The organism is Hoeflea sp. TYP-13, assembly GCF_040932035.1.
GTDB lineage: Bacteria > Pseudomonadota > Alphaproteobacteria > Rhizobiales > Rhizobiaceae > Hoeflea_A.
The window spans coordinates 621,118-634,077 of the sequence record NZ_JBFRBB010000003.1; the positions used below are offsets into that span (position 1 = coordinate 621,118).

Annotated in this window: 14 protein-coding genes; 7 read left to right on the plus strand and 7 right to left on the minus strand. The window is 58.8% G+C overall.

The window, feature by feature from the left end; all coding sequences use genetic code 11:
* Positions 1-5 precede the first annotated feature (5 nt).
* The 5 genes from ABVT35_RS19965 to ABVT35_RS19985 form a co-directional block, all read right to left on the minus strand.
* Positions 6-188, minus strand: coding sequence for a hypothetical protein (locus ABVT35_RS19965; protein WP_368468747.1), 183 nt, complete (start codon positions 186-188; stop codon positions 6-8).
* A 9-nt stretch (positions 189-197) separates the two neighbouring features.
* On the minus strand, positions 198-1,154 hold the full coding sequence (locus ABVT35_RS19970; RefSeq protein WP_368468749.1) for a carbohydrate ABC transporter permease: 957 nt from the start codon (positions 1,152-1,154) through the stop codon (positions 198-200).
* Between the two features lies 1 nt (position 1,155).
* On the minus strand, positions 1,156-2,052 hold the full coding sequence (locus tag ABVT35_RS19975) for a carbohydrate ABC transporter permease (protein ID WP_368468750.1): 897 nt from the start codon (positions 2,050-2,052) through the stop codon (positions 1,156-1,158).
* 78 nt (positions 2,053-2,130) lie between these two features.
* Positions 2,131-3,429, minus strand: a complete 1,299-nt coding sequence (locus ABVT35_RS19980; RefSeq protein WP_368468752.1) for an extracellular solute-binding protein — start codon at positions 3,427-3,429, stop codon at positions 2,131-2,133.
* A 322-nt stretch (positions 3,430-3,751) separates the two neighbouring features.
* Complete coding sequence (locus ABVT35_RS19985) at positions 3,752-4,315, minus strand: TetR/AcrR family transcriptional regulator (protein ID WP_368468754.1); 564 nt, start codon at positions 4,313-4,315, stop codon at positions 3,752-3,754.
* A gap of 164 nt (positions 4,316-4,479) precedes the next feature.
* On the opposite strand from ABVT35_RS19985, the gene ABVT35_RS19990 reads away from it, so the two are divergent.
* Genes ABVT35_RS19990 through ABVT35_RS20005 form a run of 4 tightly spaced genes read left to right on the plus strand, consistent with a single transcriptional unit; the run spans position 4,480 to position 8,196 of the window.
* Positions 4,480-5,682 carry a Tm-1-like ATP-binding domain-containing protein gene (locus ABVT35_RS19990; protein ID WP_368468755.1) on the plus strand — a complete coding sequence of 401 codons (1,203 nt, stop codon included), beginning with the start codon at positions 4,480-4,482 and terminating at the stop codon, positions 5,680-5,682.
* 9 nt (positions 5,683-5,691) lie between these two features.
* Positions 5,692-6,531, plus strand: a complete 840-nt coding sequence (locus tag ABVT35_RS19995) for a phosphoenolpyruvate hydrolase family protein (RefSeq protein ID WP_368468756.1) — start codon at positions 5,692-5,694, stop codon at positions 6,529-6,531.
* 24 nt (positions 6,532-6,555) lie between these two features.
* The gene (locus tag ABVT35_RS20000) at positions 6,556-6,975 is read left to right on the plus strand and encodes a cupin domain-containing protein (RefSeq protein ID WP_368468757.1); all 420 of its coding nucleotides are present in this window, start codon (positions 6,556-6,558) and stop codon (positions 6,973-6,975) included.
* 42 nt (positions 6,976-7,017) lie between these two features.
* Positions 7,018-8,196: a M24 family metallopeptidase gene (locus ABVT35_RS20005; RefSeq protein WP_368468759.1), complete on the plus strand. Its 1,179-nt coding sequence runs from the start codon at positions 7,018-7,020 to the stop codon at positions 8,194-8,196.
* Between the two features lie 6 nt (positions 8,197-8,202).
* Here ABVT35_RS20005 and ABVT35_RS20010 read toward each other — a convergent pair whose 3' ends face one another.
* A complete protein-coding gene (locus ABVT35_RS20010) occupies positions 8,203-8,670 on the minus strand; it encodes a MarR family winged helix-turn-helix transcriptional regulator (RefSeq protein WP_368468760.1) in 468 nt (155 codons plus the stop codon).
* Positions 8,671-8,986: 316 nt separating this feature from the next.
* Here ABVT35_RS20010 and ABVT35_RS20015 point away from each other — a divergent pair, with 316 nt between their 5' ends.
* Genes ABVT35_RS20015 through ABVT35_RS20025 form a run of 3 tightly spaced genes read left to right on the plus strand, consistent with a single transcriptional unit; the run spans position 8,987 to position 11,849 of the window.
* Positions 8,987-9,760, plus strand: coding sequence for an aspartate/glutamate racemase family protein (locus ABVT35_RS20015; RefSeq protein ID WP_368468761.1), 774 nt, complete (start codon positions 8,987-8,989; stop codon positions 9,758-9,760).
* 35 nt (positions 9,761-9,795) lie between these two features.
* Positions 9,796-10,881, plus strand: coding sequence for an NAD/NADP octopine/nopaline dehydrogenase family protein (locus ABVT35_RS20020; protein ID WP_368468762.1), 1,086 nt, complete (start codon positions 9,796-9,798; stop codon positions 10,879-10,881).
* Positions 10,878-11,849, plus strand: a complete 972-nt coding sequence (locus ABVT35_RS20025; RefSeq protein WP_368468764.1) for a 3-hydroxybutyryl-CoA dehydrogenase — start codon at positions 10,878-10,880, stop codon at positions 11,847-11,849. Before ABVT35_RS20020 ends, ABVT35_RS20025 begins: the two co-directional genes overlap by 4 nt.
* A 12-nt stretch (positions 11,850-11,861) precedes the next feature.
* Here the strand turns inward: ABVT35_RS20025 and ABVT35_RS20030 are convergent, their stop codons facing one another.
* Positions 11,862-12,956, minus strand: coding sequence for a histidinol-phosphate transaminase (locus ABVT35_RS20030; RefSeq protein WP_368468766.1), 1,095 nt, complete (start codon positions 12,954-12,956; stop codon positions 11,862-11,864).
* Positions 12,957-12,960 lie beyond the last annotated feature (4 nt).

The window sequence follows — 12,960 nt, forward strand, 5'->3', positions numbered from 1 at the left end:
CCGCCTCAGCTCTCGTCGGGCTTTATGTGTGAGAATATGATGAATCCAACGAGACCGATCAACATGATGGTCACGCTGTAGCGGTGCAGCACTTCGATCCATGGCTGGCACAGGAAGGCGACGCCGGCCAGCATGGTCCATTGGCTCACCGGTTCGAGGACGCGGTTGCTGAGCTCCTTGAAGTTCATCACACCCTCCTATTTCCGGATCGCGCCGAAGGTGACGCCGCGCAGCAAATGGTTGCGCAACAGGAAGGTGAAGATCGCCACCGGCAGCAGGAACAGGAACGTTCCGGCGGCGATCGCGGTCCAGTCGACGATGCCGGAGCCGATCTGCGACGGGATGAACGGTGGGGCGGTCTGGGCGCGACGGTTGGTCAGGATCAGCGCAAACGCATATTCGTTCCAGGCAGTGATGAAACTGAAGACCGCTGTCGCTGCAATGCCGGTGGTGGCTTGAGGCAACACGATCTTGAAGAACGCCTGCATACGCGTGTAACCATCCACGAGCGCTGCTTCCTCGTATTCCTTCGGGATCTCGTCCATGAAGCCTTTCATCAGCCAGACCGCGAAGGACAGGTTGAAGGCAGTATAGAGAATTATGAGTCCAATATGTGTGTCTGTTAGACCAAAAGTCCGATACATCAGGAACATCGGGATCGCGACCACAATGGGCGGCAGCATGCGCGTCGACAGTATGAAGAACAGCAGATCGTCCTGCCCGCCGATTCTGAAGCGCGAAAAGCCGTAGGCCGTGAAGGTGCCCATGCCGACTGCCAGAACCGTGGAGATGGTCGCAACGATCAGGCTGTTGATGAAGCGGTTGGGATACTGGCTGAGTTGAACGTTGCCGCGCACCCGCAGGACGCGTTCGCCGCCGTCATAGATACGTTGCTCCCACCAGGGCGCGGCGTCGTAAACCTCCTTAGTCGGCTGTTCCTTCAACTGCACACGCTTGGTGAACAGCTTGACGAAGGCAGTGGTCTCCGGCTGGAAGATGACCGTCGGCGGCACCGACGTTGCGACCGCCCGCGGCTTGAAGGCGGTCGATGCAATCCACAGGATTGGCGCCAGGGAGATGAGCGTCGCGATGATGATCAAAACGATCGCGATCGGATGCCAGACGCGCTCGGCGCGGGAGGAAACGGCCGCCATCTCAGCGCTCCTTGGCCTTGTTGAGATATTTTACGTAGATGTTGGTGATCGCCAGGACGACAATCAGCACGATGTAGGCAAGCGCAGACGACATGCCGGTATCCCAGCTCTGGAATGCCATCTGATAGAGGCGAATGGCGACCGTCTCGACGCTGGCCGTGCTCATCACGAAGGGCAGGTCGAAGGTCTTGAAGGCCTCCATGGTGCGGAAGATGAGCGCGATCATCAGCAGCGGCATGACGAGCGGCAGGGTGATGCGCGTGAAGGTGTACCAGCTACCGGCGCGATCGATCTCGGCAGCCTCGTAAAGATGCTTGGGCACCGCGGACAGGCCGGCGAGAGACAGCAGCATGACAAAGGGCGACCACATCCAGATATCGGTCAGGGCGGTCGCGAACAGCGCGTTGGTCGGATGGCTCAGCCATTCGAACTTGCCGAGGCCGAGGGCGTAGTTGATGGGCCCCCACGACGGATCGTAGAGCAGCTTCCAGAACAGCCCGACCACAGCCGGTGACAGCATCATCGGCAGCAGCAGCAGGGTGGTGACGAGGCCCTTGAGCGGGAACTTGCGGTTGAGCAGAAGCGCCAGACCGAAACCGACAAGCATCTGGCCGCCCACCGACACGATTACATAGAGCGCGGTGATGCGGAAATTGTCCCAGATACCTGGATCGTTGAGCAGCTCGCGGTAGTTCTGCAGGCCGACGAATTCCGGTGGCTTCTGCAGCGAGGCACGGAATTCCGTGAACGACAGGCCAAGCGAGTAAATCAGCGGGAAGATGTTGAAGATGATCAGAAATGCGAGCGTCGGGAGGATGAAAGCATTGCGAATGGTCAGATCGCTCCAACCACGGGCTGCCGCCTTCGACTGCGGATCGAGGGTTGCAATGACAGTCATCGAATTTTCCCTTGAATGGTCCTTGAAGATCGGGACCGGGGAGCATCCCCGGTCCCGGTTGTTGTGGGCTGGCCGGACTTAGTTGTTGCCCAGCGTCTTGTTCCAGTCCTCGGCCAGTGCGTCGAGCGATTCCTTGGCCGAGCCCTCACCCGTGGTGATGTACGGATGCAGACGGTCGTTCATCTGGAAGAGCATGTCGGCGAACTGCGGATTGGCCCAGAAGTCCTTCACGATTTCCATGGATTCGGCGAAGGCCTTGTTGTACGGCGTGGCATTCAGGAACTCCGGCGAAGAAAGCGTGCCCGCATGGGCCGTGTAGCCGCCGAGTTCCGCCCACTTCTTCTGGACGTCGTCGCGGATAAACCACTCCAGAAATTTGAATGCTTCGTCCTTGTTGCGGCTGTACTCGATGATCGAGACGCCCTGGCCACCAAGCGCCGCGTGATGGTCACCGTTGGGACCGGGCGGGTTGGCGAAGTAGCCGGTGTTGGCGGCGTGGGGATTGATCGCCGAATTGGCCAGCGCCGGGAAGAAGGCGAAATAGTTCATGTTGAGCGCCACCAGTCCTTCGGTAAAGGCCTGGTTGTTCTCAAGGAAGAACGCCTGCGTCCAGTTCGGCGGCGTGAACGTGTAGAGCTTGCGATAGGCTTCAAGCGCTTCGACGTTCTGCGGCGAGTTCAGGATGCCGTCGACCTGGTTGGTCGCGTAGTCGCCGAGGTCGCCGCCCCAGGTGAAGATGGTCTGCTCGACGCCCATGGCCATCGCGTCATACGCAGTCTGCGTGTAGAGCGCCACGCCGTACCGGTTGTCGTCCGGACGGTGGAAAAACTCGGCAATGTCGATGAGCTGGTTGAAGTCCTTAGGAACACCCAGATCGTAGCCGTACTTCTCCTTGAAGGCGGCCATCTCGGCCGGATCCTCGAACCAGTCCTTGCGGTAGGCCCAGCCGTTTGCGTCGCCCTCAAGCGGAACCGACCAGTAGGTGCCACTGCCCTTCGGATATTCGGCGTAGTAGGTGACCGTCGCCGGAGTCATGATGTCCTTGACACCGTGCTGGGCATACCACTCGGTCAGGTCAACATAGTGACCGCCGGTCGAGGCCGCGCCCAGCCACTGGGAGTCGCCGACAACCATGTCGTAGGCATCGCCACGGGCGTTGAGTTCGGCAAACGTCTTGGTCTGGAAGTCCGGCCATGGCGTCGTTTCGACCGTCACCGAAACACCGGTTTCCTCCGTATAGTCGTTGACCAGTTCCTGCAGGTAGTTCGCCGGATCCCACTCCGCCCAGAAGATCACGAGATCTTCCGCCATAGCCGATGTCGCGCTCAGCGCGAACATCGCTGTACCGGCCAGCAGACCGGTGAGTTTGGTTTTCATCTAGATATCCTCCCAGTTTAGCATTCAAAGAAATAGTTTCTCGGTGCCTTTGGTGGCCGATTTTTTCGGCTGCTTTTTCTTGTTGAAGTCTCGACTTTTCTGTCTATTTTGGTACTACCAGATTTGGCGTCCTGTCAAGTGGTTGTTTCAGGCGGTTTCGGAGAGAAAAAAAGGAATATACAGCAAAAATGCCAATCTTTATCGAATTTTTTGCACAGTTTTGCCTCTCCTCTACGAGATACTTCGTTGTGGGCCTGCGTGTTTTTTTCTGTCAATCTTCACAACTGGCCGGACCAGATAGGGCGTCATGACAGATGTATTTTCAATCTCCCGAACCGCTTGTCTCGGCCATGGCAGCCTGGACGAGAGCCCGGGCCGCCCACCGGGCAACATCGGTCGCGTCCTCGCCTTCAATCCCGCAAATATCCTTAAGCACGATCAGCCCCTCGATCCCGTAGATCATCGACAAAGCACGCGAGAGGCGCGTGACCTGCTCCTCCGAGCAGGTCTTTCTTATCGGCGACAGCGCCCGCTCCAACAGCTCGATCCTGTGCCCCCTGGCGAAGGACTTGTTTTCCTCCGGGTCAGTGGAGCCGATCTGATTTTCCAGGGACAGTTTGAGTGCCGCCCGGAACGTCGTCGCATTTTTGGAAATGCTTGGAAACGATTCCTCCACCAGCGCGGCGACGCGGTCGCCCGGGTCGGACAACTCCGACTGCCACGCAAGGATCGGGCCCAGCGTTTCTGCGACCACGGCCTGGATCATGACTGCCTGCGTCGGAAAATACCGGTAGGCGGTCGATCTCGATACGCCTGCGGTTTCCGCTACCTCGCTGACCGAGGGCGAAAGCCCTTGGCGCATCATGTCGTTCGCGGTTTCGACCATCAGCCGCCAGGTGCGCGCGCGCGGTCCTTTTTCGGGTGGAGCCTGGGGTGCATCTTGTTGACGTGGGACTGTCATCCCAATATGGTACTACAGTCCCAAAAAATTGCAAGACGGTTTAATATTCCGGTTTTGCAAAGGCGGTCTGCAGGGAGGTCGAGTGGAAAATGAGCAGCATTTACCTTGCGGGAACAGCCGACACGAAGGGTGACGAACTCGCCTATCTCCACGATATTCTGACAAGGTCGTACGCTAATGTGCTGCGCGTCGATCTGGGCACACGCGCGCCAAAGACAGAAATGGATATCCCGGCGCGCGACGTTGCCGCCTGTCATCCCGATGGTGCCGACCGGATACTCGGAACGAATGACAGAGGGGCCGCGATGAACGCCATGGGCGTTGCATTCGAACGCTTCTGCAAGGACCGCGAGGACGATATAGCGGGCATCATCGGGATCGGCGGCGGCGGTGGAACATCGATCGTTACGGCGGGAATGCGCCAGCTTCCTTACGGTGTGCCCAAGGTTATGGTTTCAACGCTTGCCTCGGGCGATGTTGCTCCTTATGTCGACGTGTCGGACATCATCATGTTTCCGTCCGTCACCGACATTGCCGGTCTCAACCGCCTCAGCCGGGTGATCCTCCACAATGCCGCCCAGGCCCTGCTGGGCATGGTCGGATCGCCACCTCCCGAGCAAATGGATGACAAGCCTGCCATTGGTCTCAGCATGTTCGGAGTGACGACACAGTCCGTTACCGCTATCTCGGCCGCACTGCAGGAAAGTCATGATTGCCTCGTTTTCCACGCGACCGGTACTGGCGGCCGTGCAATGGAAAGGCTGGCTGCTGGCGGGATACTCAGCGGACTGATCGACATAACCACCACGGAAATCTGCGATCTTCTGTTCGGGGGGGTTCTGCCGGCGAACCGCAATCGTCTGGATGTCGTTGCGCAAACGCGCATACCCTATGTGGGGTCCGTCGGAGCACTGGACATGGTCAATTTCTGGGCACCCGATACAGTTCCGGAACGCTACAGGGACCGTAAGCTCTACTGTCACAACTCCAACGTCACCCTGATGAGGACGACGGCGGAAGAATGCGGGCAGCTTGGACGGTGGATCGGGCACAAGCTCAATGCCTGCGAAGGCCCGGTGCGGTTCCTCATTCCGCAAAAGGGTGTGTCCGCCCTTGACATTGAGGGCGGCGATTTCTGGGACCGTGCGGCAGACTCGGCATTGTTCGAAGCCCTTGAGACGACCGTCGTTGAGACCGAATTGCGCCGGATCACAATACTGCCGCATCACATCAACGACCCGGAATTTTCCGCGGCCGCCGCCGCTGCCTTTCTCGAAATTTGCCAGAACTGAGAAGACGTTATGCCTGTAATTTCCCGAGCACAGATACTGTCCCGCTTTCAGACCCTGATCGAGGAGGGACGTCCCATTATCGGTGGGGGGGCCGGAACCGGCCTTTCGGCAAAATCAGAGGAGGCCGGCGGTATCGATCTGATCATCATCTATAATTCCGGCCGCTACCGCATGGCCGGGCGCGGTTCGGCAGCAGGGCTGCTTGCCTATGGAAATGCCAATGAAATCGTAAAGGAAATGGCCGTCGAAGTGTTGCCGGTTGTGAAACGCACGCCCGTTCTGGCGGGCGTCAACGGCACCGACCCATTTGTCCTGATGCCGCAGTTCCTTGCCGAACTTAAGCAGATGGGATTTTCTGGTGTCCAGAATTTTCCGACAATCGGGCTCTTCGACGGGGCAATGCGCCAGAGTTTTGAAGAGACCGGCATGGGCTTTGGCCTTGAAGTGGATATGATTGCGCAGGCGCATGACCTCGACCTTCTCACCACGCCCTACGTCTTCAACGGTGATGAGGCGATTGCCATGACCAGGGCCGGTGCGGACGTCATCGTGGCGCATATGGGCGTGACAACGGGCGGTGCCATTGGTGCGACTTCGGCAAAAACGCTCGAAAGCTGCGTCGCTGAAATCGACACAATCGCTGCTGCTGCCCGCACGGTCCGTGAGGATGTGATCGTTCTTTGCCATGGCGGTCCGATTTCAATGCCGGATGACGCTGCCTTCGTTCTTGAGCACTGCGATCGCTGCCACGGGTTTTACGGTGCGAGCTCGGCAGAGCGCCTGCCGGCCGAAACTGCCATTCGCGATCAGATTGCTTCCTTCAAGTCACTGAAATTCGGAAGCGCATGAAACTTAAATCAGGAGGACTTCACCATGGGCGACATGAACAAGCTGTTCGTCTATCCCGGCGATGTCGACAATTTCGGATTTGACTGGGGGCGCCTTGCCCTGACGGTCGGTCCTGAAGTCAATGATGCTGCTCAGTTTTCAGGCGGCGTGGTGTTCGTGCCGCCCGGCCAGGGACACACGCGCCACAATCATCCTGGCGCCGAGGAGATTATCTTCATTATCAAGGGAACCGGCGAGCAGATGGTTGAAGACGAGGACGGCGCTCCGGTAACGCGCCAGGTCGGCCCCGGATGCACAATATTCATCCCCGAAAGCCGGTTTCATTCGACCTTGAACACCGGTGATGAGCCGATGGAGATATTTGTCGTCTATTCGCCGACCGGGCCCGAGCGGGTTCTGCGCGAACTTCCCGATTTTCATATCATTCCGGCAGGCCAGGTCTGACGGGCAGGCGCCGGTTTTACGGTCAATTTCGAGGATATCACCATGAACACGCATGTCGCATCGTCGGTGGAAGGTCTGCCGTTCAGTTTTTCCCGCCTGGATGCCCTGATGGACGAGGCCGGGCTCGATGTGTTGATAGCCACATCGAAGCACAATGTCGGCTACCTGCTCGGCGGCTACAAATTCATCTTCTTTTCGACCATGGACGCCATCGGCCACAGCCGCTACCTGCCGGTCTTTGTCTATGTGAGGGAGAATGTTGAAAAGACCCTTTATGTCGGCAACAAGATGGAAGGGCAGGAGAACGAGGTTCATCCCTTCTGGGTGCCGAACTTCCAGCCGGTGGCGTGGGGTTCGGTGGATTCCATGGAAGCGGCGCTCGACCACCTGAAGAAGGCGGGTGTCTCTTCTGTCCGCATAGGCATCGAGCCAAGCTTCATGCCGGTCAATTCCTACAATGCACTTGCCGGCGTGTTCGGGGACGCAAATATCGTCGATGCGACCGGCGTTTTCGAACGTCTCCGCGCGATCAAGACCGAAGAGGAACTGGCGTTGTTGAAACAGGCGTCCGAGCGCATTACGGAGGCCATGCAGGCAACGATCCGCGGATCGAATGCCGGCGATACGAAACAGGAAATCATCGAGAGGCTGCGGCGCGAGGAAACCAATCGCGGCCTGCAGTTCGAATACTGCCTGCTGACCCTCGGCTCCAGCCACAACCGTGCCTCATCGCAACAGGCATGGGCGCAAGGCGAGGTTCTTTCCATTGATTCCGGCGGCAATCTGTGCGGCTATATTGGCGACATCTGCCGTATGGGCGTTCTGGGAGAGCCGGATGCCGAGCTTGAGGATTTGCTGGCGGAGGTCGAGACCGTTCAGCAGGCAGCATTTTCCAAGGTCGCTCCCGGTATTTCGGGTGGCGAAATGATCGACTACGGACGCGAGGTGCTGGCACAACAGACAAACAGCCAGTGCACCGACTTCTTTGCCCACGGGATGGGACTTATCAGCCACGAGGCGCCCTTTTTGATGACCAATCACCCGGTTGCCTATGAGGGCGTGGATGCCGACAACCCGCTGGAAAAGGGCATGGTGATCTCGGTCGAGACAACCATGCTTCATCCGCGCCGGGGCTTTATCAAGCTGGAAGACACGGTGGCGGTTGCGGATGACGGCTTTGAGCTGTTCGGGACAGAAGGGCGGGGCTGGAACCGGCGCTGAGGAAACTCAGAACTTGTGCACCCGTATGTTTTCCAGCATGTGGTTGAGCACCTTCAGCAATACCTCGTAATCCTCCGCAGGAACGCCCTCGAACATAGAGCGCTCGGCCTTGCGCATTTCCGGCCATATTTCCCGGTATGCCTGCCAGCCGTCTTCCGTGAGTGAAATGTGGCGGGCGCGGCTGTCGCTCTCGCTGACTTTGCGCTCGATCAGCCCGTCGCGGGCCATCTGGTCGAGCGTGCGGCTCATGGTGGATTGTTCGGTCACCGCGTAGACGGTCAGCTCATTGACTGTCAGGCCGTCCTGAGCGGCCAGGGCAGCCAGTGCACGCATTTTGGTAACGCTCAGCCCCATCTCGTTCATCTTTGCGAGCAAGGTCTGGTTATAGCGATGTATGACCCTGTTCATCAGATAGGGTGCAAAAGCCGACATGCCGACGGAGGCAATGTCTTCATCCATGTTGTTTCCTGTCATGTCCGCTCCAATACCCGGGAACCTCCGCAAGGGGCAAGTGTAACCGCCTGTTATTGCGGCGGCTGGTGTTCTTCCGATCAATGCATTCCATCGCGGCCACTCCACCGAGACGGCGCTTCGTGGCGAGAAACACATTGATTTTCCGACCAAGAGCAGTTTATATGCAAATGCATATGAATTGGAACCGGCTATGTGATCTGGCGATCAAAAAAGCGACCGTCAGACAACGACGCGCCGTGGCCAGATGACGGATAAACCGGCTGTACCGGCCGTTGGAAAACCTTCGGGCAAACCATGGAGACAGGGAGGGTGAAACATGAAAATCTGGTATCAGTCTTTTGTCGATTATGAAAACGGCGCCTCCTACTGGGATGCTCTTGATGCGCATCTGAACACCGTCAAGGATCCGGAAACGACGATTGATATCAACGGCATAACTCCGTTCGACAGTTACGCGCATCCGATCGTCGAATGGCGGTGCGCACGCGAAATGATCTGCAACGCAGTGAAGGCGGAACGCCAGGGCTACGACGCTTTCATCGTCGGCCATTTCCAGGATGCCGGGCTTTATGAGGCGCGATCGGTCGTCGACATTCCCGTTATCGCCCTTGGTGAGGCATCCATGCTTTATTCCTGCCAGCTTGGGCAGCGGTCCGGCGTTGTGACGATCAACACGCGGTTCATTCCCTGGTTCCATCACCAGATCGGAAAATACGGTCTGCGTGAGCGGGTGACCGGCGTTCACGCCATGAGTTTCGAACCGGGGCAGATTCTGAGCGCCATCGGATCCGATGAAAAACTCGCCGAAGTAAGGGATCTTTTTGAGGCGCAGGGCCGACCCCTTGTAGAAGAGGGTGTGGATATCCTCATCCCGGGTGGCGGCATTCCCATGCTTCTATTCAGCCAGATCAAGGATCATCGCGTCGACGATGCGCCCGTCATCAACGGTATTCCGATTGCGGTGAAGATGGCTGAGGCGGCGGTCAAGCTGCGCAGGCTTACGGGCCTCGGCGTCTCGCGTGTGTCTGACTACGTGAAAGCGCCGGATGCGGTGATCGAGGAGTTCATGACACATCCAAAGGGTCTTTGATCCAACCACCAATAATCAAAGAGGGATAACGAACGATGGACGTAGCAGTTCTGGGTGGCGGCAACGGTTCGATCGCCTCGGCAGTTGATTTGACCGAGCAGGGCCACAAGGTGCGGCTTTGGCGGCGGGACGCCGCAACAGTCGAAGCCATGAATGCCAAAGACCGGACCGTTACCTTGAAGGATTTCAAGGGCGCGCGGCCGGTGCAGATCGATGTTGTGACATCCGATCTTGCGGAGGCGATTTCGGGGGTCTCGCTGATCGTCTGTCCGACACCGGCAACGGCGCAGCCGGACATTGCGGCAAGGCTCGGCCCGTTGCTTGCCGACGGACAGGTGGTGTTCATGCCGCCCGGTTCGCTCGGTACCTATGTAATGGCCAAGGCTATGCGTGACGCCGGCAACACTGCCGATGCGAGTTTCGTCGAAGCGGGCACCTTGCCCTATCTGACCCGCTGGCACGGGGAAGATGCCGTAGCCATCACGACGCGGGCGACCCGGCTGCCGAGCGGCGTTCTGCCGCTGCGCAATCGAGAGCACGCGCTGGAAGTGGTTCGCGGCGCCTATCCATCGGTCGAAGATGCGGGTGACGGCCTTTCCGGCGCACTGATGAATGCCGGACCGATCATCCATCCGCCGCTGATCCTGATGAATGCGGGTCCCATCGAACATTTTGAACATTGGGACATTCACAATGAAGGCACGCAGCCTGCCATCCGCCGGGTGACCACGGCGCTCGACGGCGAGCGCATGGCGGTTCGCGAGGCGCTTGGATATGGCGCGCCGCACTTTCCTCTGGCGGACCATTATGACGATGAGGCGGAAGAGTGGATGTATGGCAATGCCGCCCATGAGAAGCTGACCGACAGCGGTGACTGGCGCGAGAATCTGGTTCTGACCGAGCATCGCTACATGCTCGAGGATGTGAAAGTCGGCCTGTCCCTGCTGGTTTCTATCGCAGATTGGGCGGGTGTTGCGGCGCCGGTGGCGACGGGCCTGTTGTCAATTGCATCGGCCGTCTGCGGCGAGGATTTCCGCAAGACCGGCCGGACAATTGAAAATTTGGGCCTGGCGGGGCTCGACCGGTCTGCGATGAGTGAGCTTTTGGAGGCAGGACCATGAGTGGCGAGATCATTGCTGCGGCGGGAGCCGGCCGCATGGGCCGGGGCCTTGCCATTGTCTTTGCCTATGCAGGTCACCCGGTACGGCTGATCGATTTGAAGCAACGTGAGGATACCGCCGACTATCTATCTGAAGCGAAAGCCGAAATTCGCGCCACGCTCGAGATGCTTGTGGCCTGTGGCATGATCGATGCAGTGGATGTAGACCGCATTTCCAAGCGTGTTGCCTATGTCGGGGCTGGGTCGGCGGAAGACGCGCTTCGCGAAGCCGACTTGATCTTTGAGGCCGCGCCGGAAACGGTCGAAGCGAAGGAAACAGCACTCGGGTTCATTTCCAAGTCCTGCCGGCCGGACGTCATCATCGCTTCAACGACCTCGACTTTCCTGTCGGACAAGCTGCAGGCCATGGTGTCGGGACCGGAGAGGTTCCTCAATGCCCATTGGCTGAACCCTGCTTTCCTGGTGCCGCTGGTCGAGGTTTCGCCGGGACAAAAGACGGAGCCTGACGTCACGGCCCGCACGGTGGCCCTGCTTGAGGCGGTGGGCAAGGTGCCGGTTGTATGCAAGGCCAGTCCCGGTTTCATCGTGCCACGCCTCCAGGCGCTGTGCCTGAACGAGGCAGCGCGGATGTGCGAGGAGGGTGTGGCGTCTCCCGAGGACATCGACAAGGCGACCAAATTCGGTTTCGGTTTTCGCTTTGCGATCCTCGGCATGCTGGAGTTCATTGACTGGGGCGGCGGCGACATCCTCCACTACGCCAGCCGCAACATGGTAGAGGCAACCGGTGAAGAGCGGTTTGCAGCGCCGAAGATCGTCTCGGACAACATGGAAGCCGGGCGTATTGGGTTGAGGACCGGTGCAGGTTTTCTCGACTATGAGGGAATGGATATTCCGGCCTACCAGAAGACGCGGTTCAAAGCCTTTGTCGGCATGCTCAAACACATGGAGCTGCTGCCGCCGGCGCGGTAATCACACCCGGAATTACGCTCCGGCAGCCGGAAATGACTCCATGCTTTTCAAAAGCAGATCATTGTGCTCGGGAAATGACAGCGAGAAACGGATGAACCGTTCAAGCCCGGCCTCACGGGTGCGATTGACGATGATACCGGCCGTGTCGAACACGTGCTCGGCCAGTGCATCCGCGCGCGTTCCGTCATCGCCCGGCTCGCCGACCATCAGGAAATTGGTGTGGCTCTGTACGACCTGCAGGCCCATGGCGGCGCAGGCCTTGGCAACCCGCTCCCGCTCACCGACGATGGAAGCGACCTGCTCTGCAACGGTTTGCGGCTGCTCAAGGGCCGCGAGAGCTGCGGCCTGTGCCACGGCGTTGACAGTGCCCATGCCGCGCCCCGCGTAAAGCACGGGAACCAATGCGGCGGGCGCGACGCACCAGCCAGCGCGCAGGCCCGCCAATCCGAATGCCTTTGAAAATGTGCGTGTCACGATCACATTGTCATGCCGCAGCGCCAGCCTGTGCACGGCGGGGCAATAGTTCGGGTCGACGAATTCTCCGTAGGCAAGGTCCAGTGTCAGCACGATATTTTCAGGCAGTTCCCGCGCCAGCCGGTCAAGCTCGGCAACCGAACACATGGTGCCGGTTGGATTGTTCGGATTGGCCAGAAACACGATCCGCGTCCTGTCGGTCACGGCGGCGAGGATGGCGTCGACATTGGTGCAAAAATCAGTCTCAGCGGCTTTGACCAGGGTAGCGCCGACCCTGTTGGCGACGATGGGAAACTGGATATATCCGAATTCGGGAATGAGGATCCCGTCGCCCGGACGCGCGAAACAGCGGCCGATCACGTCGAGCAGTTCTTCGGAGCCGTTTCCGCAAATGATTGAATCGGCCGGCAAATCATGGATGTCGGAAAGCGCTTGCCGCAGTTTACGGCAGGTCGGATCGCCATAAGAGTTGATCCGGCCCATGGCCTCCTTGATTGCGGTGCTGACATGCGGCGAAGGCGGGTAGGGCAGTTCGTTGTAGCCCATATTGATGAGCGGCAGGCCGTGCGGTTGTGCCCGCTGGATTCGCTGACGCACCGTGAGCGGTTCGATATAGGCGCTCGGACCCTTCATGCGT

Excerpts from the sequence above, each read along its gene's own strand:
- ABVT35_RS20015 (WP_368468761.1), top strand. The coding sequence starts at position 8,987 with ATGAAAATCTGGTATCAGTCTTTTGTCGATTATGAAAACGGCGCCTCC.
- ABVT35_RS20000 (WP_368468757.1), top strand. The coding sequence starts at position 6,556 with ATGGGCGACATGAACAAGCTGTTCGTCTATCCCGGCGATGTCGACAAT.
- ABVT35_RS19980 (WP_368468752.1), bottom strand. The coding sequence starts at position 3,429 with ATGAAAACCAAACTCACCGGTCTGCTGGCCGGTACAGCGATGTTCGCG.
- ABVT35_RS20020 (WP_368468762.1), top strand. The coding sequence starts at position 9,796 with ATGGACGTAGCAGTTCTGGGTGGCGGCAACGGTTCGATCGCCTCGGCA.
- ABVT35_RS20030 (WP_368468766.1), bottom strand. The coding sequence starts at position 12,956 with ATGAAGGGTCCGAGCGCCTATATCGAACCGCTCACGGTGCGTCAGCGA.
- ABVT35_RS19975 (WP_368468750.1), bottom strand. The coding sequence starts at position 2,052 with ATGACTGTCATTGCAACCCTCGATCCGCAGTCGAAGGCGGCAGCCCGT.
- ABVT35_RS19995 (WP_368468756.1), top strand. The coding sequence starts at position 5,692 with ATGCCTGTAATTTCCCGAGCACAGATACTGTCCCGCTTTCAGACCCTG.
- ABVT35_RS19970 (WP_368468749.1), bottom strand. The coding sequence starts at position 1,154 with ATGGCGGCCGTTTCCTCCCGCGCCGAGCGCGTCTGGCATCCGATCGCG.
- ABVT35_RS19985 (WP_368468754.1), bottom strand. The coding sequence starts at position 4,315 with ATGGTCGAAACCGCGAACGACATGATGCGCCAAGGGCTTTCGCCCTCG.
- ABVT35_RS19965 (WP_368468747.1), bottom strand. The coding sequence starts at position 188 with ATGAACTTCAAGGAGCTCAGCAACCGCGTCCTCGAACCGGTGAGCCAA.
- ABVT35_RS20010 (WP_368468760.1), bottom strand. The coding sequence starts at position 8,670 with ATGACAGGAAACAACATGGATGAAGACATTGCCTCCGTCGGCATGTCG.
- ABVT35_RS19990 (WP_368468755.1), top strand. The coding sequence starts at position 4,480 with ATGAGCAGCATTTACCTTGCGGGAACAGCCGACACGAAGGGTGACGAA.
- ABVT35_RS20005 (WP_368468759.1), top strand. The coding sequence starts at position 7,018 with ATGAACACGCATGTCGCATCGTCGGTGGAAGGTCTGCCGTTCAGTTTT.
- ABVT35_RS20025 (WP_368468764.1), top strand. The coding sequence starts at position 10,878 with ATGAGTGGCGAGATCATTGCTGCGGCGGGAGCCGGCCGCATGGGCCGG.